21 protein-coding genes and 2 pseudogenes are annotated in these 22,277 nt (G+C 64.5%); 11 read left to right on the top strand and 12 right to left on the bottom strand.

Annotated elements, in window-relative coordinates; genetic code table 11:
- Positions 1-44: 44 nt before the first annotated feature.
- Positions 45-1,223: a CobW family GTP-binding protein gene (locus tag ACSBQT_RS16945; RefSeq protein ID WP_435002150.1), complete on the bottom strand. Its 1,179-nt coding sequence runs from the start codon at positions 1,221-1,223 to the stop codon at positions 45-47.
- Positions 1,224-1,429: 206 nt separating this feature from the next.
- Between ACSBQT_RS16945 and ACSBQT_RS16950 the strand changes: the two genes are divergently transcribed.
- Positions 1,430-1,867, top strand: coding sequence for a Fur family transcriptional regulator (locus ACSBQT_RS16950; protein WP_410708923.1), 438 nt, complete (start codon positions 1,430-1,432; stop codon positions 1,865-1,867).
- A gap of 89 nt (positions 1,868-1,956) precedes the next feature.
- Here ACSBQT_RS16950 and ACSBQT_RS16955 read toward each other — a convergent pair whose 3' ends face one another.
- Positions 1,957-2,961, bottom strand: a complete 1,005-nt coding sequence (locus ACSBQT_RS16955; RefSeq protein WP_435002151.1) for a GTP-binding protein — start codon at positions 2,959-2,961, stop codon at positions 1,957-1,959.
- Between the two features lie 69 nt (positions 2,962-3,030).
- On the opposite strand from ACSBQT_RS16955, the gene ykgO reads away from it, so the two are divergent.
- Complete coding sequence (ykgO, locus tag ACSBQT_RS16960) at positions 3,031-3,153, top strand: type B 50S ribosomal protein L36 (RefSeq protein WP_139467916.1); 123 nt, start codon at positions 3,031-3,033, stop codon at positions 3,151-3,153.
- Here the strand turns inward: ykgO and mobA are convergent.
- Positions 3,134-3,757 (bottom strand): molybdenum cofactor guanylyltransferase, encoded by a 624-nt coding sequence (gene mobA, locus ACSBQT_RS16965; protein WP_410708925.1) that lies wholly within the window; start codon positions 3,755-3,757, stop codon positions 3,134-3,136. The two genes, ykgO and mobA, sit on opposite strands and share 20 nt — an antisense overlap.
- 143 nt (positions 3,758-3,900) lie before the next feature.
- Between mobA and ACSBQT_RS16970 the strand changes: the two genes are divergently transcribed.
- The gene (locus ACSBQT_RS16970; RefSeq protein ID WP_410708927.1) at positions 3,901-5,625 is read left to right on the top strand and encodes an amidase; all 1,725 of its coding nucleotides are present in this window, start codon (positions 3,901-3,903) and stop codon (positions 5,623-5,625) included.
- Positions 5,626-5,629: 4 nt separating this feature from the next.
- On the opposite strand, the gene ACSBQT_RS16975 is transcribed toward ACSBQT_RS16970, so the two are convergent.
- A complete protein-coding gene (locus ACSBQT_RS16975) occupies positions 5,630-6,364 on the bottom strand; it encodes a DUF998 domain-containing protein (protein WP_410708928.1) in 735 nt (244 codons plus the stop codon).
- Between the two features lie 99 nt (positions 6,365-6,463).
- On the opposite strand from ACSBQT_RS16975, the gene ACSBQT_RS16980 reads away from it, so the two are divergent.
- The 4 genes from ACSBQT_RS16980 (at position 6,464) to ACSBQT_RS16995 (ending at position 9,112) form a co-directional block, all read left to right on the top strand.
- Entirely contained in the window at positions 6,464-7,237 is a 774-nt protein-coding gene (locus tag ACSBQT_RS16980; RefSeq protein WP_410708929.1) for an isocitrate lyase/PEP mutase family protein, read from the top strand.
- A gap of 67 nt (positions 7,238-7,304) precedes the next feature.
- Positions 7,305-8,066, top strand: a complete 762-nt coding sequence (locus tag ACSBQT_RS16985) for a VOC family protein (RefSeq protein WP_435002152.1) — start codon at positions 7,305-7,307, stop codon at positions 8,064-8,066.
- 70 nt (positions 8,067-8,136) lie between these two features.
- On the top strand, positions 8,137-8,622 hold the full coding sequence (locus tag ACSBQT_RS16990; RefSeq protein WP_216657056.1) for a hypothetical protein: 486 nt from the start codon (positions 8,137-8,139) through the stop codon (positions 8,620-8,622).
- Between the two features lie 193 nt (positions 8,623-8,815).
- A complete protein-coding gene (locus ACSBQT_RS16995; protein ID WP_139467910.1) occupies positions 8,816-9,112 on the top strand; it encodes a hypothetical protein in 297 nt (98 codons plus the stop codon).
- 2 nt (positions 9,113-9,114) lie between these two features.
- Here the strand turns inward: ACSBQT_RS16995 and ACSBQT_RS17000 are convergent, their stop codons facing one another.
- On the bottom strand, positions 9,115-11,253 hold the full coding sequence (locus ACSBQT_RS17000) for a RecQ family ATP-dependent DNA helicase (protein WP_435002153.1): 2,139 nt from the start codon (positions 11,251-11,253) through the stop codon (positions 9,115-9,117).
- Positions 11,254-11,304: 51 nt separating this feature from the next.
- Positions 11,305-11,778, bottom strand: a complete 474-nt coding sequence (locus ACSBQT_RS17005; protein ID WP_259357280.1) for a hypothetical protein — start codon at positions 11,776-11,778, stop codon at positions 11,305-11,307.
- 148 nt (positions 11,779-11,926) lie between these two features.
- On the opposite strand from ACSBQT_RS17005, the gene ACSBQT_RS17010 reads away from it, so the two are divergent.
- Positions 11,927-12,511 (top strand): TetR/AcrR family transcriptional regulator, encoded by a 585-nt coding sequence (locus ACSBQT_RS17010; RefSeq protein ID WP_410708935.1) that lies wholly within the window; start codon positions 11,927-11,929, stop codon positions 12,509-12,511.
- Positions 12,512-12,548: 37 nt separating this feature from the next.
- Here the strand turns inward: ACSBQT_RS17010 and ACSBQT_RS17015 are convergent, their stop codons facing one another.
- Positions 12,549-13,448, bottom strand: coding sequence for an ArgP/LysG family DNA-binding transcriptional regulator (locus tag ACSBQT_RS17015; RefSeq protein WP_435002154.1), 900 nt, complete (start codon positions 13,446-13,448; stop codon positions 12,549-12,551).
- Between the two features lie 70 nt (positions 13,449-13,518).
- Here ACSBQT_RS17015 and ACSBQT_RS17020 point away from each other — a divergent pair, with 70 nt between their 5' ends.
- Positions 13,519-14,118 (top strand): LysE/ArgO family amino acid transporter, encoded by a 600-nt coding sequence (locus tag ACSBQT_RS17020; protein WP_435002156.1) that lies wholly within the window; start codon positions 13,519-13,521, stop codon positions 14,116-14,118.
- Between the two features lie 63 nt (positions 14,119-14,181).
- Positions 14,182-14,343, top strand: a pseudogene (locus tag ACSBQT_RS17025) (AAA family ATPase); the annotation flags it as partial.
- A gap of 291 nt (positions 14,344-14,634) precedes the next feature.
- On the opposite strand, the pseudogene ACSBQT_RS17030 reads toward ACSBQT_RS17025, so the two are convergent.
- From ACSBQT_RS17030 to ACSBQT_RS17040, 3 genes and pseudogenes are all read right to left on the bottom strand, one after another.
- Positions 14,635-15,858 (bottom strand): annotated as a pseudogene (locus tag ACSBQT_RS17030) (MFS transporter); the annotation flags it as partial.
- A 217-nt stretch (positions 15,859-16,075) separates the two neighbouring features.
- Complete coding sequence (locus ACSBQT_RS17035; protein WP_435002157.1) at positions 16,076-18,253, bottom strand: YhgE/Pip family protein; 2,178 nt, start codon at positions 18,251-18,253, stop codon at positions 16,076-16,078.
- 40 nt (positions 18,254-18,293) lie between these two features.
- Positions 18,294-19,151, bottom strand: a complete 858-nt coding sequence (locus ACSBQT_RS17040) for an ATP-binding cassette domain-containing protein (RefSeq protein ID WP_435002158.1) — start codon at positions 19,149-19,151, stop codon at positions 18,294-18,296.
- A 426-nt stretch (positions 19,152-19,577) separates the two neighbouring features.
- Here ACSBQT_RS17040 and ACSBQT_RS17045 point away from each other — a divergent pair, with 426 nt between their 5' ends.
- Complete coding sequence (locus tag ACSBQT_RS17045; RefSeq protein WP_435002159.1) at positions 19,578-20,657, top strand: tellurite resistance/C4-dicarboxylate transporter family protein; 1,080 nt, start codon at positions 19,578-19,580, stop codon at positions 20,655-20,657.
- Positions 20,658-20,947: 290 nt separating this feature from the next.
- Here the strand turns inward: ACSBQT_RS17045 and ACSBQT_RS17050 are convergent, their stop codons facing one another.
- Positions 20,948-21,544, bottom strand: a complete 597-nt coding sequence (locus tag ACSBQT_RS17050; RefSeq protein WP_435002160.1) for a DUF805 domain-containing protein — start codon at positions 21,542-21,544, stop codon at positions 20,948-20,950.
- Between the two features lie 115 nt (positions 21,545-21,659).
- The gene (locus tag ACSBQT_RS17055; RefSeq protein WP_410708942.1) at positions 21,660-22,232 is read right to left on the bottom strand and encodes a DUF805 domain-containing protein; all 573 of its coding nucleotides are present in this window, start codon (positions 22,230-22,232) and stop codon (positions 21,660-21,662) included.
- Positions 22,233-22,277 lie beyond the last annotated feature (45 nt).

A 22,277-nucleotide genomic window follows, 5' to 3' on the forward strand; every position in this document is an offset into this window, starting at 1 on the left:
CCAGCAACCTCGCGCGAGGTTGCTGGGCCGCCGTCAGGTAGTAATCAGGTGTGGAGGCGGACGTGATGGAGGAGGCGTTCGGAACGGTCACTGCCTGATGCCGCGACATCCAGGCCTCCGGCGGCGTCGCTATTGAGGGCGGCGGTCAAAGTGGCTTCGGCCGCCTCGGTGTCGAAGTCCTCTCCGATGGCGACGAGGACGCTGTCGACATCCGGCCGATCACCATTCCCTGCCCTCGATGACGGAGTCTTCGGGACAGGTCGGGCCGCCTCGGCGACGTAGACGTTCGGACCCACAGCCTGCACATCGAAGCTGCGCCTGCGAGATCCTACAGCCGCGAGCACTGTGCCCTTCACGCGATACACCCCGGGCGGGAGGTCTTCGACGAAATCCATCACCGCATCCGGATCGACAGGGCCGCTTCCGGTGACGGTCACCGACTGGGCATGGCGGTGGGGCATGGTTTCCGCGTCGGCCTCGTCGTCGCCGATCTCGTCGGCCGCGGTCTCGGCGTAGGCCTGACGCAACAGTTCCCGGATCGGCAGCTCAGGTTGGATCGGGTCGTCACCGGCGTCGGAGCCGCCTCGGCGAAGATCCTGCTCACCTTCGCCCGGGTCGAAGATCAGCGTGGGGTCGAGGCGGGCGTGGTGGGTGCCGATGACGATGACGCGCGGATTGCGTTCGTGGACGCGGGCGCGCACGGCCTCGACCGTGGTCTCACGGTCGGCGGCGGGCATCTGATCGAGCTTGTTGACCAGCACCAACGTCGTCGCGGCGAAGCGCAGGGGCGGCAGATTCGAGGTATCGACGGTGTCGAAGTACATGGTGGCGTCGACGACGTCGATGACCCCGCCGAGGTGGAATCGGTGGTGGCCCATGCGCGTGATCATACGGGCCAGGGTCAGGGGCTCGGCGAATCCGCTGGCTTCGACGATGATCGCGTCGAGGCGCAGCTTGGGGTTCGTCATCGCCACGAGCGCGTCTTCGAGTTCGGAGTCATCGGTCAGGCAGCACACGCATCCGCCCGAGATCGACAGCGGTTCGTCGACCTGGCCGACGACGAGTCCGGCGTCGATATTGAGGTCGCCGAAGTCGTTGACGATGACGCCGATGCGGGCGTCGGGGTGGCGCAGCAGGTGATTGAGCAGGCTCGTCTTTCCGGCACCGAGGTAGCCGGTGAGCAGGATGACCGGGATCGCAGGTCTGCGGACGGGTCCGCTCATTGCGCCTCCTCGGTGGTCGTGCTCGGTGGTCGTGCTCGGTGTTCGTGCTCGGTGGTTCGACCGCACGGGTTCCGCTGTGCCTGCGGGCCCCGTCCTCGGTACAGGGTCAATCGTAGAGGTGTGGGCGAATCGCCCGTTAATGGTAACGTGTTTCATTATTTCTCTCGCATATGCACGCTCATGCATATGCCCCTGTGGCGTCGACGATGAGTTCGACAGAGACGATAAGGGAGGACTTCCTCATGGCAGCTCCGCAGAAGAAGACGCGCAGCACCGCACAGAAGGCGCTCATCCGCTCTGCTTTGGAGACGGAGACCCGCTTCGTCTCCGCCAAACAGCTCCACCGCCGCCTCGAAGACGAAGGAGCCAGCGTCGGCCTCGCCACCGTCTACCGGCAGCTCAATGCGCTCGCACGCGGCGGCGATGCCGATACCATCACCATCGCCGAGACCCAGCTCTTCCGCGCCTGCGCACAGACCGAGCACCATCACCATCTCGTCTGCGAGCGCTGCGGCACCGCCGTCGAGATCGACCCGCCGAGCGAGGACTGGATGCGTCAGATTGCGACGTCGAACGGCTTCGAGATCACCCACCACGTCTTCGAGATCTTCGGCCTGTGCGGCGAATGCCGGGCGGCCGGCTGAGCGCATCCGGAACACCGCCTCGGCGTCAGCCGGAGCTCGCCCCGGCGCATCCGGAACACCGCCTCGGCGTCAGCCTCAGAGCGTTGGCATCATCCGCGGTGCGCGGAGTCCCACGCGGGGAACTCGTCGTGATACTCCAACCAGGACATCGGACCCGCCAGAAACTCGGCATCGGTGAGGACGGCGCGGTCGAGCGCTTCGCACAGCCCCGCCTCGTCGAGGTCGAAGCCGATGAATGCGAGATCCTGACCGAGCGCCAACAGCTCAGCACCGGGCAACGGATCAGCAGTCAGCGGTGAGAACGTCAGCAGCGCGCCCGTCTGATCCCAATGCGCGGTCACATAGGGTCGGGAAGCCAGCTTCGCGAAACCGGCTGAACGGACGATGCGCCCCCAGCACCCTTCGCCGAGAGCCGCACTCAGCACTGCCCGCAGTCGCCGCAGGTGAAAGGGTCGCGCCTGCTCGAAGCGGCAGGCCCGGACACCTCCCGACCGGGCCGGAGGCCGAAACTCCGAGTTGAGTATCGCCGTCCACCCCGCAGGTGGAGGGCGGTGCCCGAACTGCCAGCACACCGGCTCATGCACCGCGCCGTCACGCAGGAGAAAGCGCTCGGCCTCGGGCGCCAGGTGCGCGATCAGCCCGATGGCCGCCTCGGTCCCGGCCGAGTCGGCAGCATCGGGCGCGAGCAGGGCCAGGGTCGAGGCGAATTCGATCTGCGCAACCAGAGTTCCTGCGCGCACGTCCGAATCGAGATCGCTGTGCAGGCAGGCAAGATCGAGCACGCAGACGAGGTCGGTGAGCACGGCTCGCGTGTCGGGGGCGCTCAGGGCCCCGATGATCTCCGCACAGTCCGTGTCTTCCCCATATTCGAGGACGAACCCGTGCACCCCGGAGGTCATGCCGACCAGTTCGACGAGGCGGTCGATCGCCTCGATGCCCTGCTCCGTCTGCTCCGCCGGCACGAAAACATGGCCGCGATCCCTGGCCAGACCCATCGCATAGCGCCTGCGTTCGGCGGCGCAGAGTCCGACGACGGCGATCGCTTCGATTCCGTCGACGATGGGACTCCGGCCGCGCTCGTCTGATCCCTGCATTCGCTTCCCTTCGTTCGAAAACATAGTATTGACTCTAATGATACCCATTCTCATTAAGGAGTCGCACTCATGAAGGTTCGTCGTTCGCTGCGTTCGCTGAAGTCATTGCCCGGTTCGCAGGTGGTCCGCCGGCGCGGTCGCGTCTATGTCATCAACAAGAAGAATCCTCGCTTCAAGGCCCGTCAGGGCTGAGCCGGGCTCGAATCGCTTCGAGCTCGGCTGCAGTGTCGAAATCACTCACCTCGTCCGGGTCCACGGCGACCACCGCCGGATCGAGACCGTTGAACAGCAGTTTCACTGCTCCATCTGTGGGGTCGCCGATCTCAGTCAGACGGGCACGCAGCAGCCGAGGCGGCCAGGCCGCGCAGAGGAACTGCGTCTTCCCGCGATCGTCGGTGCCCGTGGCCGGACGTCCGGTGGCCCGGCACGTGGAGATGAGCTCACCGAGGTGGCCCGCCGTGATCAGCGGCATGTCCCCCGCCAGGACAAGGGTGACATCGGCCGTCTCGGCCGGGAGGGCCGCCTCCGCCGGCATCGCCGCGACTGCGGCCGCGATCCCAGCCAACGGTCCCGAGAACTCGGGTTCCTCCCTCACGATGCGGACGCTTTTCTGCTCCGTTTCCGAGAGTCCGTCTGCGGGTCCGGCCACCCACACCTCGGCGTCGGCTGCCGCACCGCGGATGCTCTGCAGGATCCGAGAGATCGTCGAACGTCCGTCGACCTCGACGCCGGGTTTGTGAACGCCGTCGAAGCGTCGCGAACGGCCGCCGGTGAGAATGATCGCGTTGACCGTCATGCCCCGATCGTACAGACCGCGAATACCGCACTCAGCACTCCGCAGACAACGAAATCCGCAGCCCATCCTCGGCGAATCGGCGCTACTCTGGGCAGGAACACACCCACATCGCGCACGCACCGTCGAGTGCCCGGAGGAAGATCATGTCGAAGTTCGATGTCGTCGAAGCGTCCATCGCCGATCTGCGAGCCGCCCTCGAGGACGGCCGCACCACCTCGGTGGAGCTCGTCGAGGCCTATCAGGACCGGATCGCCGCGTTCGACGGTCCCGACACCGACACGAAACTCAATTCCGTGATCGTTGCGAACCCGCAGGCACTCGCCGAGGCGGCCGCCTCCGACGAACGGCGCGCAGCCGGCAAGACGTTCGGCCCCCTCGACGGGATTCCGTACACCGCGAAAGACAGTTATATGGTCGCCGGCCTCACCGTGGCCTCCGGATCACCGGCCTTCGCCGACCTCATCGCACAGAAGGATGCGTTCACGATCGAACGTCTGCGCGCCGGCGGCGCCATCTGCTTGGGGCTGACGAACATGCCGCCGATGGCCAACGGCGGCATGCAGCGCGGACTCTACGGTCGCGCCGAAAGCCCCTACAACGCCGACTGGCTGACCAGCGCCTTCGCCTCCGGTTCCTCGAACGGTTCGGGCACGGCCACGACGGCGAGCTTCGCAGCCTTCGGCCTCGGCGAGGAGACCTGGTCATCCGGCCGCGCCCCGGCCTCGCACAATGCGCTCGTCGCCTACACACCCTCGCGCGGGGTCATCAGCGTGCGCGGAAACTGGCCGCTCGTGCCGACCATGGACGTCGTCGTCCCCCACACGCGAACGATGGCCGACCTCGCGGAGGTTCTCGACGTCATCGTCGCCGATGACGAACAGACTCGCGGGGACTTCTGGCGCGTCCAACCCTGGGTGGACATCCCGAAGGCGAGCGCGGTTCGCCCTGACTCCTATGCCGCACTGCTTCCGGAATCGGTCGCGGCGGCTGGGTCGGTGTTGGCCGGCAAGCGTCTTGGGGTCCCGCGGATGTACATCAACGCCGATGACGAAGCCGGGACGAACCCGGACGGCGGTATCGGAGGGCCCACCGGACAACGCGTAGAGACCCGCGCCTCGGTGATGCGGACCTGGCAGTCGGCGCGAGCCGATCTCGAATCCGCAGGCGCAGAGGTGGTCGAGACCGACTTCCCGGTCGTGAGCAACTACGAGAGCGACCGTCCCGGTGCGCCGACGATCGCAACGCGGGGGTTCGTCACCGCCTCCTACCTCGATCGGGAGATCAATGACCTCTCGTCGTGGGGATGGGATGATTTCCTCGCCGCGAACGGCGACCCCAATCTCAACACCCTCGCCGAGGTGGACGGATCCTTGATCTTCCCCCACCCGCCCGGTGCGCTGCCGGATCGCTACGTCGGGTTCGACGATGACATCGCGACCTACCCCGAGCAGGTGCGCACGAATCGCTACGCCTCGGTCACGGAGATCCCGGAGCTCGAATCCGGTGTGCGTGGGCTCGAGGAGACCCGCCGAGTCGACCTCGAGGAGTGGATGGACGAGCAAGGCCTCGATGCGGTGATCTTCCCGGCGATGGCCGATGTGGGGCCGGCCGATATGGACGTCAACGAAGCGTCTGCCGATCTCGGTTGGCGCAACGGCACCTGGGTGGCCAACGGCAACCTCGCGCCCCGGCACCTGGGGATTCCTTCGGTGACGGTGCCGATGGGGACCATGTCCGATACCGAAATTCCAGTGGGCCTGACGATTGCCGGACGCGGCTGGGACGACTCCGCGCTCATCGAGATCGCTGCGGCGTTCGAAGCAACCGATTCCCGCCGGCAGGTGCCTCCGCGGACTCCGAGGCTGTAGAGCTTCAACGCCCGGAGGCGAGTTCGCGTTTTCGCCTGGAGGCGTCGCGCAGCTGCATCCATCCGGCGAGGATGAACCAGATGAGGAAGGGGTAGGACGCCGCTCTCTCGACGATGCCGTCGGGCAGATTCCAATTCTCGGGAGCAGCCAAGAGAAGTGCTCCGGCGAGCCCGAATACGCCCAGCCCGAGCGTGAGTCCACCGAATTCGACGGGACCGATCCAGCGTTTCTCGGGCCATCGGATCAAGGCGATGCCGGCCGCTATCAGGCCGAGGTTCTGGATCGCAGATCCGCCGAATCCGAAGACTGCGTGCAGGGTCGGGTCGATATCGGCCGGGACCATTCCGGTTCCTGCCAGCAGCATTCCTCCGGCGGCCAGCAGGAATGACCCGCACCTTCCCCAGTGGCCCGGGGCGATCCAGTCGTGCCAGATGAAGGCGATGATCGCGAGCATCGATCCGGAGATGATGGAGACGCCGTTGACGAAGGGATGGGCCGGTGAGCAGACCTCGATCGGGGTTCCGACGTCTCCCCAATCCCCGCACCCGGTCATCCCCAGATGACTGATGGGCTGCTGCGCGAACGAGTAGCCGCCCTCGGACAGCAAAGCCGCGGGTATCTCGATGAGAATCGTGGCTATGCCGGCAAGCACGGCGAGCAGTGCCCACACCCGCTCGGGTTTGGGCGAAACGCGGATGGTGCCCGAACCGGCCACCTCTGCTCCTCCGTACGGCGACATCGGATGTTGTTCACGCTATCACTGCGCTTGCCTGAAACCTTCTGGTGAACCCATCCGAACCCTGGCGTGTCGAGGCACAACAGTGGAATGGTATTGACCATGGTCGATTACACGGTTCTTGCCGAACGCGCTTTCACCCTCTTGCAGGGACATCACCAGGACGAACCCCTCGTGCTGCCGACCGTCTGGGATGCCTGGTCGGCTCGTGCGATGGTCGATGTCGGTTTCAACGCTCTGAGTATCGGGTCGCACCCGCTCGCCGATTCGCTCGGCCATGCCGATGGTGAGAACATGACGCTCGAGCAAGCGCTCGAGGGGATCTCCCGGATCACCTCGGCGGTGGATGTTCCCGTCACCGCGGATCTCGAATCCGGATACGACACCCCCGCCCCCGAACTCATCGCCGGCCTCCTCGAAGCCGGGGCCGTGGGCGTGAATATCGAGGACACCGTCCACAGTCGGGGCAGCATGCGCAGTCCCGAGGAGCACGCCGAATACATCTGGAGCCTGCGCCAAGCCGCCGAAGCGCAGCGGGTCCACGTCGTCATCAACGCCCGCACCGATGTGTTCAAATATCCCGGCGAATTCGAAGACCCCACCGCCGAGGTGGTCCGACGTCTCCGTCTGTGCACCGAAGCCGGCGCGGACTCCGTCTACCCCGTCCGACTCCCCGATGTGGGCACGCTCAAGTCGATCCTCGAGCAGATCACTCTGCCGCTCAATGTCACCGCGCATCCGATCAAGGGCGCGGTGCCCGAAGAACTCGACCTCGCTCAGCTCACTGAGCTCGGGGTCGGGCGCGTGACCTTCGGTCCGCTTCTGCAGGCGGCGCTGACCGACTGCTTCGCGGATTTCACGCGCGCCTGGCAGTAGGGTCGTCACTCTGCGGTCGGCAACGACAACTGCAACTCACCTCCACCCCACCTCAAGAGGAGACGCAATGCCTGTCAACCCCCGCGAAGGCCAGCCGATCTGGATCGACTATGTCTGCCAGGACTTCGAGGCGGCCCAGAACTTCTACAATCAGCTCTTCGGCTGGGAATTCACCGACATGGGTGAGGACTTCGGCCACTACAACATGATCACGAAGGACGGAGGCAACGTCGGCGGCGCGATGCGAGCCATGAACATGGACGGCACCCCGAGCCTGGAGATGCCCACGGCCTGGTCGACCTACCTGCACACTGGGGACATCGCCGGAGTCCACCAAGCCGCACTGGCTGCCGGGGCCACCGATGTTGTCGGCCCCATGCCCGTCGGCCCACTCGGCCAGATGGCCGTCGTCGTCGATCCGACGGGATCGCCCATCGGCATGTGGCAGCCCGGTGAGTTCTCCGGCTTCGACACTCCGCTCACCCCGGGAACCCCTGTGTGGTTCGAGCTCATGACGACGAACTACCAGGCTGCGAATGAGTTCTACGGCAACGTCTTCTCATTCGACATCACCCCGATGGAAGGTTTCCCGTACTCGACACACGGCGACGGCGATGAGGCTGTGGCCGGAATCTGCGATGCCAGCGAGTGGGCACAGAACTCCTACTGGCGCACCTACATCAATGTCGAAGACGCCGATGCCTCGGCAGCGAAGGTGACAGAGCTCGGCGGCAAGGTGCTCGCCGGTCCGGACGACTCCCCGTACGGACGCATAGTCACGGTCACCGATCCCGAAGGGGCGACGTTCCAGCTGCAGCAGAATCTGTGACCGTCAGCCTCGCCGAGGCGGCCCGGCACTGTTCTGGTCGACTGCCCCTTCGGCAGTCGCTGATCCGGCTGTGACTGACACCGACCGTTTTGCACCGCTGCGGCGGCGATTCCTCAGCCTGGGGCTAGGGGAGATCGTCGCCGCAGCGGTCTTCGCTGTCATTCCGACACGGCTCGCTTTCGTCACGGCCGATCGAACCGAAGCAGCGCTATGGGCAGCACTGTCCCCGCTGCTCTTCATCCTCGTCCAGGCCGGAATCTACTGGCTGATCGCTCGGCATCATCTGCCGGCCCCGATTCCAAGACCGGTGGCTCGAATCTATCGGTTTCTGCGAGTCATCAACCCGCTGGTGCTTCTCGCCTCACTCATCGGCATCGTCGTCGCTTGGCCCGGCGTTTCGCTCAGCGCGGTTCTCATCATCGTCATCTGGCTGTTTGCGGTCGCCGAATACATCAACTATTTCCATGTCCGGCTCTCCTACCCGTGGTCGAAGTGGACAGTGAAGGTCGGACGCCGGTCAACTCCGCGCCTGGTCAGAGACCTGCAGAGGAGTTAGAGGTACCGCTGCAAGTCATCCAGCACGCTTGATGGTGAGCTTTGAAATCATGCGGTCGCTGAATAGTCTCAGAATGAACATCGCGACAGTCTCTGTATTTATGGCATCTTCATTAGCCGACGTTTAAGCTCGAAACCAACGAGCCGACGGCCGAGAGTGTCGCACGACTGGAAGTCAAAGAGAGCGGATCCATTTGGACATCAGCACGGAACTGAACGGCAGGATCGAATACATAGTAATTCCAGCGATTCAGAAGCTGCTTACTGATGCCGAATTCGAACAACTTACTATCGAATCTGAGGGGTCTAGGCTCGATCGATTCGTTGCGTCTATTCAGGCATGCGGAGAGACTCTCAGCGTCATCGTTTCAGATTCCTATATGCACGAAAGCATGGATGAGGCGCGAGATCGATTCTTCGAAGATCTTCGAGATGAAATATCGGAGACCGAATTCGGCTGGGGTCAGCTCCGGGACGGCTCGTCGAATTGACCTCAGGCCCGGAGTGCAAGGGCAAACGGCAGCACCGAGGTGGCTCCCGCCTTGCGCAGCAATCGTGCGCAGACCGTCATCGTCCACCGCGAGACGACCTCGTCGTCGACCAGCAGCACTGACTTCCCGGCCACTGCCTCCTCGATCTCCGGAGGAACAACGAAGGCCTCATAGAGGTCCTTGACGCGGAAGGCACTGTTGACATCAGGGGTGCCGTGGTCGCCGACCTGCAGCAACTCACCCCCATCGACAAGACGGCCGGCCGCGGCGAGATTCGCGGCCAGAGACCGCACCGTCACAGGACGGCGATTGCTCGGGATCGACACGACCACCTCGGGCCGTGTTCTCCAATTCCACTGTGCCAGGACTTCAAGACACCACTTGCCGATCTGACCGGGCACCTCTACATCGGGAGCATCAGGGGCGAGAAACGAGCGCAGACTCTGCCCCTGTCCGAGGTCGGAGAGGCGGGCGATGGCACGTCCCTCCTCGGCGAGCTCTTCAGCCGGGATCCGACCCTTGAGAGGGACACCGATATTGGCCAATCCGCTGGGCCAGGTGCTGCGCGGCTCGATCGGCAGGCCGATCTTGTGCAGGTTGCCGGCCGCCGCTTGGCGCTGTTCGTCGGAGATCTCGGCAGAGAACCACACTGCCGCACAGTTGTCGCAGCGCCCACACGGCTGCGGGTCGGGATCGTCGAGCTGACGGATGAGGAACTCCATCCGGCACTGCTCTGTCGCCTCATAATCGAGCATGGCCTGGGCCTCTTCGGCGCGTACGGCCGCGACCTTTTCGTACCGTTCCCGGTCGTAGGTCCACCCCAGCCCGGTTGAGACGTACCCGCCCTTGACCTTCGACACCGCGTCTTCGACTTCGAGGGTCTTGAGCAGCAAGTTGAGTCGGGAGCGTTTGGTTCCGACCAAGGTCTCCAAGCGGGCCACGGAGAGGGGGCCGTCCGCCTCGGCGAGGGCTGCGAGCACGGCGTTCGCATCGTCCTGGTTCGGCATCGATGCGGTCGCGAAGTACTCCCAGATCTGTTCGTCTTCTGCGCCGGGCAACAGCAGGACATCGGCGGAGTCTGTGGCGCGGCCGGCTCGGCCGACCTGCTGGTAGTAAGCCACGGCTGAGGAGGGCGCGCCGATGTGGATGACGAATCCGAGGTCCGGTTTGTCGAATCCCATGCCCAGCGCCGAGGTGGCCACCAGCGCCTTGATCCGATTGTCCTTGAGCTGCTGCTCGAGTTCCGCGCGTTCTTCCGCATCGGTCCGGCCCGTATAGGCGCGGACCTGGTGGCCTTGTTCGCGCAGCATTCGGGTGATGTCCTCGGCAGCGGAGACGGTGAGCGTGTAGACGATTCCGGACCCGGTGAGGTCGTTGAGATGGGAGGCCAGCCAGGCGATGCGGGAGCTGGCGTCGAGCCCTGGGAGGACGCCGAGGCGCAGGGAATCTCGGGCGAGTTCACCGCGGACGACGGTGGTGTCGTCGCCGAGCTGCTCGGCGACGTCGGTGACGACGCGGGAGTTTGCGGTCGCGGTCGTCGCGAGGACCGGGGTGTTCTGGGGCAGTTCGGACAGGATGTGGCCGATGCGGCGGTAATCGGGGCGGAAGTCGTGCCCCCAGTCGGAGATGCAGTGGGCTTCGTCGACGACGATGAGTCCGAGGAAGGCCAGCAGCTGGGGCAGCACTTCGTCGCGGAACTGTGGGTTGTTCAGCCTCTCAGGGGAGACGAGGAGGACGTCGAGGCTGCCCGCTTTGAGGTCCTCGAGCACGGAATCCCATTCGGTGACGTTCGAGGAGTTGAGGCTGGCCGCGCGGACTCCGGCGCGTTCGGCGGCGGCGATCTGGTCGCGCATGAGTGCCAGCAGCGGGGAGATGATAAGGCTCGGCCCGGTGCCCGAGGCCCGGAGCATCCGAGTGGCCACGAAGTACACCGCGGACTTGCCCCAACCGGTGCGCTGGACGACGAGGACGCGTTTCTTCGCCTGCACGAGGTCGCGGATGGACTCGAGCTGGCCATCGCGGAACTGCGCGTTCGGGTTCGCGGTAAGCTCGGCCAGAATCCGCTGCGCCTCGATCGCGAAATCGGCAGGGGCGCTGGGCGAGCCTGCAATAGGCGGGGATGTCGGGGTGGATTCCGTCATGGGACCAGTCTAGGTGGAGGGTGTGACACGGCCCGACCGAGCGCCCCTTCCTCAGCGCAGCGCGAGCTCGATGCCCAGGGTGGCGAGCACTCCGAAGAGGACGCCCCAGAGGATGATCGAGATGACCTGCCAGAAAGCCACAACATTGCGGTTTGCACCGAAGCCGACCATCGCGGACGAGGTGATCTGCGAGGGCAGGAGTGTCTGGCCGAGCAGTGAGACTCCCGGCACGCCGAATTTGTCGAACATGCGCTTGAGCCGCTGCCGTTTCGGCTTCTCCTCGGTCTGTTTGTTCTTCGTGGCTTTGTCGCGGATCGCACCGGCGCCGTAGACGAAGGCGAGCATCGAGATGACGTTGCCGATGATGGCCATGAGGATGGCGACCACGGGGTGGAGTCCGATCGCGACGCCGATGACAGCGCCGAAATACGACTCGACGAAGGGGATGGCCGAGACGAGCAGAATGCCCGCCCACTGCAGCCAGTCGGGGATGTTTCCGGCGAATTCCTGCAGACTGTCGATCATGAGGGCTCTCTCTTCTTCCGTTCGGGTCCTCTGGTCGGGTCAGCACACTGTTCCTGCCGCGCCGTTTCAACGCTTTGGCACACCGTACTAGTACAACGTACTATACACTGAGTTGAAGCATCGTTGTCAATGAAGCGAGGAGTCACGGTTGTCGAAGCGAGACGAGATCGTCGCCGCAGCCATCCGCCTGGCTGAGTGGTCGCAGCCGGGGCATGCGAACCTCAGTGTGCGCGCCGTGGCCAAGGAAGCAGGGGTCGGACCATCGACGCTGCGCCATTACTTCCCTACCCAGGCAGACCTCCACGAAGCAGTCGCTCGGCGCTCCATCGACATCGTCGTCAAGGACTTCTCCATCGCTGATGCGAACCGCGACCCGGCCGACCGCCTCTATGAGTGCTGCGCTCAGTTCCTGCCGACCCATGAGCATCGGGATGTGCAGCTCGAAACCTGGTTCTCCATGCACCTGCATGCCCTTGGAGCGGAGAAGCGGGCAGTGTCCCGGCGCCTCCTCGAACACGGTCACCGTGTCACCTATGACAGCCTGCATCGCTGGCTGATTCTGCTCGCAGAGGAGGGGCATCTCGACCCGACTGAGGTGGCGCCGACCGCCACAGCACTCTTCACCACCGTCGACGGCATCGCCCTGCACTCGATCATCTCTCCCGAGACCATGACCGTCGACGCCGCACATGAGCAGGTCAAGTGGACGATCAGCAAGCTCCTCAGCTCCTGAGCGGATCAACAGAGGGCAGTTCAGCTCCGCCCCCGAATCACCGCATGACGGCGGCCGCGCGACGCAGTGCGTCGGTCAGTCGGGAGAGCTTGTCCGAGGCCAGAGTCCAGTGGTGCCAGTACAGCGGCACGTCGATATACGGCTCCGCGCCGATCTCGACGAGGTCGGCTTCGAGACCGTCGAGCTGCATAACCGGCACCATCCCCCACCCGAGGCCTGCCTCCACGGCGGCCGCGAACTCCGCTGAGCCCGGCACGACCGACATCGGGGGCCGGCCCTCAACTCCGCAGCGCCTGAGGAACTCGAACTGCAGATCGTCGTCCTGTCCGAAATTCACCATCGGCAGTCTGGTCAGATCCGCCTCGGTGCCGGTGGAATGCCGATCGAACAGGAAGCGTTCGGCCACGGCGGTGTAGCGCATCGCCCCGAGCTCGGCGACCGTTGTCCCGTATCCGCCGGTCGCGGTCGAGGTGATCGTGCCGAGCACTTCTCCCGAGGCCAAGAGCGGCAGCGCCTTGTCCTGATCGACCATCTCGATGCGGACGACGACATCGTCCCAGCCGGCCGCCTCGGCGAAGATCGGGCGGAACCACGTCGCCATCGAATCGGCATTCACCCCCACCCGGAGCACCGTAGGCTCACGACCCCGGTCACCGGATCCGCCCGCCCCGAGGGAGTTGGCGTCGATGCCGTGCAGCCGGTCGAGCGCTTCGGACTCGAGCAGCTCGACCTGCCGGGCGTAGCGAAGGATCGCCTGTCCCGCCTCGGTGACGGTGATCGGGTTCGTTCGTCGGATGAGCACCTGCCCGAGGCGGGACTCGAGCGTGCGGATGCGCTGACTCGCCGCCGAGGCGGTGATGCCGAGTACGAAGGCCGCCCCTTCGACGGTGCCTTCGTCAACAGCGGCGGCGAGCGCCTTGACGTGATCGATGTTCATGAAGCAATTGTGCATCAGATGCGTATTCTGTTGTTTTTCTTCTGATCAGTCGGTCTCTACTGTTGAGTCCGTGCTCACTCATCTCGTCACCGGACTTCTCACCGGCTGGTCCCTCATCATCGCCGTCGGCCCGCAGAACGCACTCCTGCTGCGGCAGGGGATCCGTCGCGAGCACCTCGGCGTCGTCGTCACCATCTGCATCGTCGCCGACGTGCTGCTCATCGCAGCGGGCACGGTGGGTATCGGGGCAATCGTGCTGTTGGCGCCGTGGGCGCTCGAAGTCCTGCGCTGGCTGGGTGTGGCCTACCTGCTGTGGTTCGCGTGGACGAGCCTGAAATCGGCGCGCGAAGCCACCGGGCTGAAGGCGGACACACACCAGCGGACCCTCAAGTCCATGATCGTCACCACTCTGGCGCTGACGTTCCTCAATCCCGGCGTCTACATCGACACCGTCGTCATGCTCGGCAACCTCGCGAATCAGCAGGGTCCGGACGGGGTATGGCCGTTCACGTTCGGGGCGATGCTCGGCTCGATCAGCTGGTTCCTCGTCATCGGCTACGGCGCCCGCGGGCTCTCCCGCTACCTGGGCCGGCCGCGGGTCTGGCAGGTCCTCGACGTCATCATCGCCGTCGTGCTCGTGGTGCTGGCCGTGCGGCTGGCACTCGGATAAGAGGCTGCGCCGAGGCGACCGACGTCGTCGCCGATGTCAGTGCCCATCGGTACCGTCCCAGACATGGATCCCCGCATCGACCTGCCGCTGCGTTCGGTGGCCGAGCATTCTCTGTCCCCTCCGGAGCTGAGTCCCTGGCTGCACGATCTGCCGGCCGTTCGCGACGTTCTGTCCGGCTTCGAATTCGATCGCACGACCGTCTTCGTCGGCGAGAACGGCTCGGGCAAGTCGACCATCATCGAGGCCATCGCCACGGCTCTCGACCTCCCACACGGCGGCGGTTCCGGTTGGGAAGTGCGCGATCACGTCGAGGCTCCTCCCGAGCTGAGCGAACACCTGCAGATCGTGCGCGGAGCGACGACGAATCGCAGCGGATTCTTCCTCCGCGCTGAAACGATGCACGAGAACATGGCCTATCTCATGAGCGTCGGTTCGGCGCGTGGTCTTCACTATGCGCAGAGATCGCACGGCGAGATGTTCGTCGACATGCTCACGAGCCGCTTCATGGACTTCGGGCTATGGATCCCCGACGAGCCCGAGAGCGCCCTGTCTTTCACGGCCTCGCTGACTCTCCTTCAGCTCATCCGCGAACGCCAGCGGAAGGGCCTGCAGACAGTCATGGCCACCCACTCGCCCATCCTCGCCCGAGCCACAGAAGCGAAGATCGTCGAGGCCGGCGACTGGGGCTTGCGCGAATCCCGGTGGGAGGACCTCACCATGGTCGATCACTGGCGCCGCTTCCTCCACGACCCGCAGCGGTACCTGCGCTACCTCGACGAGGAATGCTCCAAGCGCCGCCCCGACCGGACGCGCGCCGTGGGTCGCCGTTGTGATCAGAGCCGACACTCGCCCCAGCAGCCAGTCCGGGGTCACCGCCTGCCGCAGCGTCGTCGTGCTGATCGTCCACATGATCGGTCCGAACCCGAAGAGGAAATAGCTCACCGCGACGGCCATTCCTGATCCCAGCCACACCGTGGAGAACATGAGAATTGCGGCGACGGTGCCGCACACCGGACCGGCCACGACCATCAGGCCGAACGGCAGACGCGCAGCCAACCAGGGGTTCACTGTGGCACCGGCGATCATTCCGACTCCGTAGGCAGCCAGCGTCATCCCTACCTGCGAGCCCGACATTCCGAGCTCGCTGACACCATAGGCGACGAAGACTCCCTGCAGTGCGAACCAGCCGATGTTGAACAGCAAGGCCGTGACGAAGACCGGGCGCAGCCACCGATTGGAGAAGACGAATCGGCCGCCCTCAACGAGATCGTGAAACAGGTTCCCACCCTCCCGGGGCCGATGGGGAGTCGACGCCGGAAGACGCACCAACAGCCCGATGGCCAGCAGCGACAGCGAGGTCGCTGCGACGAACGCGACCGATGCACCGGTCCAGCTGACCAGGGCACCACCCAGTGCGGGACCGGCGACGAATGCCGCAGACCGGCCCAGTTCGATCCAGCGGTTGGCATTGCCGAGCTCGTCGCGGGTGACGATCGAGGGAATGATTGCCGGCGCCGTCACGGTGAAGCATACGGTCCCGACGGCTCCGATGAATCCCAGTGCCCCGAGCAGAGGCAGATCGAGCACGCCCGCACCGAGGAGGAGGACAGTCGCGATCAGGGCCAGCGACCTCAATGCCTCCGATCCGAGCAGAAGGCTCCGTCGAGAGAGCCGATCTGCCGCGATTCCCGCCGGAATCGATAGCAGCAGGAACGGAAGTGTCTGTGCGGCCTGCAGCCAGCCGGACGAACGGACTCGGACGGCGTGGGCGCAGCGCGCGGAACATCAGCTCTCCTTCAATCAGACGAATCCCTGACTGAAGTCGAGTCTGCCGAACTCTCCTGCGCCGATCCGGCAGTTTTCGGACGTCGCAGTCGCACCTGGACGCCGCAGTCGCACCTCCGTGGATGACCGACTCGGACCGCTCGCCGGAAGCCCGAACTCGTCGCCCGGGGACCTACAGCTGCAGGCTTGGGTGGAGCTGAGTGAGCGTGACCATGCGCTTGCGGCTGCAGACCACGATCGTGGCGACCAGACAGATCGCGGTCATCAGCAGCAAGACCACGGCTGCCTGCGCGGCGATGAACATGTCACCGCCGGCAACCAGTGTGCGCAGACCGCTGACCGCGTGCGTCATCGGCAGGAACGGCGAGATGATCTGGAAGATCTTCGGCGCCGTCTCCACCGGATAGGTTCCGCCTGCCGATGCGATCTGCAGCATCAGCAGAACCAGGGCAATCAGCCTGCCGACACCGCCCAAGGCCGCGACACACAACTGGTGCACGGAGTGGAAACAGGCCGCCACGAGCATCGAGAACAGCAGCGTCCACAACCACGATCCGGCCGAGAAGTCCAAGGCGAAGGTGAGGATCGCATAGAGGACTGCGACCTGGGCGATGCCGAAGAGCAGCCCCGGAACGTAGCCGGCCCAGGCGATCCGCGACGAGCTGGCCGATGAGAACAACGCCCGGTACGGGATAGCGTTGATCACCATGTAGGTGATCATTCCGCCGATCCACAGGGCCAAGGAGACGAAGAACGCGGACAGTCCCTCGCCATAGGCGTCGACGGCGTTGTCCTTGACCTTGTCCGCGTCAACGGGAACAGCTACGACATCCGAACGATTCTCCCGATCCTTCTTGTCGTAGGTCGGGATCTGCTCGAGTCCCTTCTCCAGACCGTCGGCGAGTTCTCCGGAACCGTCGTCGAGTTTGCCAGCGCCCTTGTCGAGTTCCTTCGACCCGTCGACGAGCTGAGCCGATCCGTCCTTGAGATCACCGGCTCCGTCCTTGGCCTTCGCCGTGCCGTCCTTGAGCTGGACGGCTCCGTCGTGGAGGTCACCGGCACCCTTGGCAAGCTTTCCTGCACCGGCATCGAGTTTGATCAGCCCGGAGTGGAGGTCATCAGCACCGGTCGCGACCTTCTGAGCGCCGTCGTCGAGCTGGCCGATCTTCTTATCGGCCGTGCGGATCTTGTCCATCACTCCGTCGACCGCGTCGGTCAGTTTGTCCTCGAGGCTCTTGGCCTCGTCTTTGGCGTCGGAGGCGCGCTTGTGCGCTGAATCGAGGTCCTCACCGAGGCCGTTGGCATCCTCGGCGAGTTTCTTGACGTTCGGGTCGTCCGGATAGTCCTTCTGCAGCTGCTTGATCCGGTCGTCCATGTCCCCGCGCACGGTGGTGCGGGCATCGTCGAAGTCCCCTTCGGCGCGCTCGAGCTTCGGTCGCGCTCCGTCGACGACGTCGTCGGCCTTGCGTTTGACGTCCTCGGCCTTCTTTGTGGCCTCGTCTGCGGTATCGCGCAGTTCGGAGGTGCCGTCGGCGACCTGCCCTGCGCCGTCGGCGAGTTTCTTCGAGCCGTTCTCCGCCTCAGCTGTGCCCTTCTTCAGCTCAGAGGCTCCGTCAGCGAGGTCGCCGCTGCCCTTCTTCAGCTCACCAGCACCTTTGTCGAGGTCGATGAGACCGGTCTGCAGCGTTCCGATGCCCTTGTCGAGCTTCGTCGTCCCGTCGACGAGCTCTCCGGTGCCGTCGTGGAGCTGACCTGCTCCGTCGTGCAGTTCGGACGCACCGTCCGCGGCCTTCTCCGTCTCAGAGTGGATGTCGTTGAATCCGAGATACACCTGGTTGACGTACTCGGCGGTTGTCGTCTCGCTCAGCCCGCCCTTGATCTCGGAGAGGATGGTCCCGGCCAACTGTCCGACGATGAAGTTGTGGGCATCGTCGGTGCGCAGCCGTAGCCCTGCCTGCTCCGGATCGTCACCGCCTGTCGACACGAGCATTTCCGAGAAGTCCGAGGGGACTTCGAGGATCGCGAAGTACTTCCCCTCGGCAAGCCCCTTGTCAGCCTCCTCCTGGCTGGTCTCCTGCCAGTCGAATCCGCCTTCGCCCTTCGGCGTGATCTCGTCGACGAGTTCCTGACCGGCGTTGAGCTTCTCTCCGTCCGAATCGGGCTTCTCCGCGCCGGTATCCTCGTTGACGATTGCCGCCTGCAGCTTGTCGAGGTGCTCGGTCGGGTTCCAGTTCGAGGCCAGGTACAGCCCGCCGTAGATCGACGGGATGACGATGATGACGATCATCGCCAAGCGCGTGATCGTGTGGCGTTTGAATCGTGAGAGTTCTAACCAGGGCAGGGAGAACATTCGGGAATCTCCTCGGATTCGTGTACGTGGGGCAGGAAGATCAGTGTTTGGACCCGCGATGGGCGGGAGGGTGGGGCGGCAGTTCGAGTTCGACAATCGACGGCTCCGCGCGGGAGCCGAGCGACCTGGTGGCGATGTCGAGTTCGCTCGAGTCCTCGCAGGAGACGATGACCGTGAGCGCGTCCTCGGGATCCCGTGATCTGCGCAGCTGCTGATAGATGAGGATCCCGGCCCAAGCACGGGCTCGATCGGCGGATTCGCGCAGGTAGTCGATGTTGTCGATGACGACGACGGGTGGGCGGCTGAGGCTCGCCAACCCGAACTCGAGGAAGAATTTCTGCAGCTCACTCAGCTCGGAGACGAATACCTCTCCGTCATCGTCGATGAGGAAGTCCGCGCGCTGGGCGTCCTGCTTCGAGAACGTCCCCGGCGGGAGTTCGTCGATCATCTCACCCGCCGTGGTGAAAGTGTCCCGGATGAGGCCGATGACCTCGCGCAATGTCGATTTCGACGCCCACGGCTTATACCAGGGCTGCAGCATGATCTGTCGTTCGGCGACGTGCTGCGCGACCGTGAAGTCGTCCTCAAGGTCCGTCAGCCCGGCGATATGTCCGACCGCAACCTGCCCGCGCACGGTGCGGGCCTGCTTGCGGATATCGATATCGCCGAGGCGGCCCTCCCCGTCCGAGACCCGCATCCTCGCAGCCAAGGACAGCAGGAAGGAGGTCTTCCCGCTGCCGGCGGGCCCGCGGACGACGGCGATGGCGCCGGTCGGCACCTCGAGGTCGATATCGGTGAACACATCGCCCTGTTTTCCGGACAGGGACCAACCGCGCAGCGAGACCGCTGGCGCGTCGATGTCGGCGTCCTCGGCGAGAGTGTCCGTTGTGCTCTCCATAGCCATGGCTCCCAATCGTCTGTGCCCGCTTCGATCCGGTGCACGCCGGATATTTCTGCATCGCGCAGGTGACTGCAGAATACGCCACTACCTGCGCACGGGTGTATGGAGCGGGTGACTCCACGTGAAGTTACTTATTGGTAACACCAGTGAATTCTCTCATGGATCTGATGTGCGAGGGAGTTGGGACCACCCAGATGTCACGAATTGCACATCAGTTTTCTGGGAAGGGGCCGTCGGGTGGCCATTCGGGCGGGCTGACCGAGGCCTTTCGGCCGACCTTTCGAGGGCGGCCTCTCGGTCGGCTCTCTAGGTCGGCCGGCCGAAGCCTCCGGGAGTGTATCCGGAGCGCGGATGCAGGGAGTGTAGTCGTAATATCGAAGACGTCGATGTCTCTCGACACACGACGACGAGAATGAGGAGCGGATGAGCACGGCCGATCGCTGCCTCACCGGACTGCACAGAAGGTGGGGCCTGAGCCCTTCGACACTGGCTCCTGGGTGCTTCGCCTCGGTGATGGCGACCGGGATCGTGTCGATCGGTGCCGAGCTCAAGGGGCTGCATCTGCTGTCCGTCGCTCTGTTCTGGCTTGCCGTCGCACTCTACGTGTTCTTCATCGTGCTCACCGCGGTGCGGCTCGTCCGATATCGCGACGCCGTTCGCGACGACCTGCATGATCCGACCCGGGCGTTCGGCTTCTTCACCGCTGTGGCCGGGACGAATGTCCTGGCGACGGGACTCGTCGGATTCGGCATGATCCCGCTTGCCCTCGTCCTCTTCGGTCTCGGCGCCCTGCTGTGGTTGGTGCTCGGGTACGGGATCCCCTTCACCGCCATCCTCGGCTCAAGCACACGGCCGGTGTCTGCCGGCGTGAACGGCACATGGCTCGTGTGGGCCGTCGCTGCCCAATCCGTGGCCGTGGCGGCGTCAAGTTTGGGGATCGAGCTTTCGAACACTCCGTACGCCGATCCCGGTCTGGCCGCCTTCCTCGCGCTCACGGCGGTGGTGATGTGGGCCGTGGGCCTGGCGCTCTACGTTGTGTGCGTGATTGCCATCGGAGTTCGCATTCTCCGGCATCGGTTCGGGCCCAAGGATCTCGATGCTCCGTACTGGGTGACGATGGGCGCGCTGGCGATCACGATCGTTGCGGGTTCGCGGATTCTCGATCTCGGCGAGGCTCCCCTGCTCGAGGCGACACGCGTGCTGATCGGCGCTTCCTCGGCGCTGCTGTGGGCTGTCGCCACGTGGCTCATCCCGGCGCTCGTCGCCGCAGGCATCTGGAAGCATGCCGTCCACCGGGAGCCGATGACGTACGCGGCCGGGCTGTGGAGCATGGTGTTCCCCGTGGGCATGCACTCGGTGGCGAGCATCTACCTGGGCCGTTCGGATCATGTGCCCGCGATCGAGTGGATCGGGCAGCACTGGTTCTGGGTCGCACTCGCAGTTTGGGCAATCGTCTTCGCCGCGATGATCACATCATTCGTCAGAACCCTCCGCAGTCGCTGATCGGTCGACCCGCCTCGGCGCGGGGAGCGCTGGAAGGTTCGCGATCAGCGCCGACGTCAGGCTGCCTCGGCGAAGAACCAGATCGCGCATCGGGCACCGCCGGACTCAACTCCCACCGCACACCGCGCACCGCACCTCGCACCGGGCCTCGCAATACACCCCCTTAGCAGCGCAACGCCCCGCCGGTGGCACCTTGCACACTTGCAACGGTGCGAGATGACACTGACGGGGCGTGATGCCCACGCAGCGGTAGGACGTATCAGCAGCAGGGCGTGATGCCTGCGCCGAACTCAGCGGTCGAAGCGCTGCCCTACGGGCTTCGGTTCCATGACCATCAGGATGAGCACGATGATCGGCCCTACTCCCGGAATGAGCCAGAGGAAGAACATCGGACCCGGGAAATTAGCGTCGTGCAGGCGCCGCCAGCCGACGGAGATAAACGGAATGATCGTGGCCAAGAAGACGACCGCCAACAGGATTCCGGCGATGGCCATGAGTGCCGTCGCGCCGCCCGGAGGCGTTGAGTTGTAGGAGTCCCCCGACGTCGAGATTCCGGCAATCGCCGACCCGGCAAATCCCAGAATCATGGGAATGATTGGCGCGAGAATCAAGAACAGATAGGCGAACCAGAATTCGCTGCGAGACGCTCGCCCGGAGAACTTCACGTAGTTCCTGAAGAAGCGTTTGATCGCTTGGCCGAAGGTCGCGCCATAGAGTGGAAGCGAAAGGTCGTCGGCGCTGGTGGCACCGCGGGGTGATCCGCCATGGCCGAACCCGTCGTAACCCTGCCCACCAGGCCATCCCTGGCCGGACATTCCCTGGTCCGGCGTTCCTGTGCCAGGCACGTCGGGGTCGGAGTTATATGCTGCGTTCGCGTCGTAGGACATGGTGACTCTCATTGGTAGTGATTGCGTACAAGAATGGTCGGCCAGCAGATCATCTCATCGGTGTCGATGCAGATGAAAATGATGGCCGACCATCAGGGAGTCACCGGCCGAGGGGTCAGGCGTCGAAGCGCTGACCCTCGGGCTTGGAAGGCATGGCACACAGGACGAGAACCACGATGCCGCCGATTCCGGTCAGCGAAAGCAGGTAGAGCAGGCCGCTGAAGTTCGCATCGTGGAGCCGCCGCCAAGCGACGGCGATCTGCGGCAGAAGAACGGCAAGAGCGATGATGCCCATGAGGACACCGCCGATGCCCAACATCGCGATCGATCCTCCGGACGGCGCTGCCGGAGCGGACATCCCGTATGGATCTGCCGTCGCAAGCGATGACAGCATTCCTATCATCCCGATGCTGTAGAGGATTCCGGGAATGATTCCCAGCAGGAAGATGAACAGATAGGCAAACCAGAATTCGCTGCGCGAGGCGCGTCCCTTGAAGTTGACGTAGTTCTTGAAGAAGCGCTTGACGGCTTGGCCGAAAGTCGCGCCGTAGAGCGGGAGCGTGAGGTCATCGGGGCTGGTGGCACCGCGAGGTGCTCCACCGAAGCCCTGGCCGGCTGGCACTCCGGCTCCTGGCGCTCCTTGACCGGGTGCGCCGGAGTTGTATGCTGCATTCGCGTCGTAGGACATGATGACCTTCATTTGTAGGTGACGTTTCTGATCGCGCTCCGTCGT

Source organism: Brevibacterium sp. H602 (assembly GCF_051172395.1).
Lineage (GTDB): Bacteria > Actinomycetota > Actinomycetes > Actinomycetales > Brevibacteriaceae > Brevibacterium.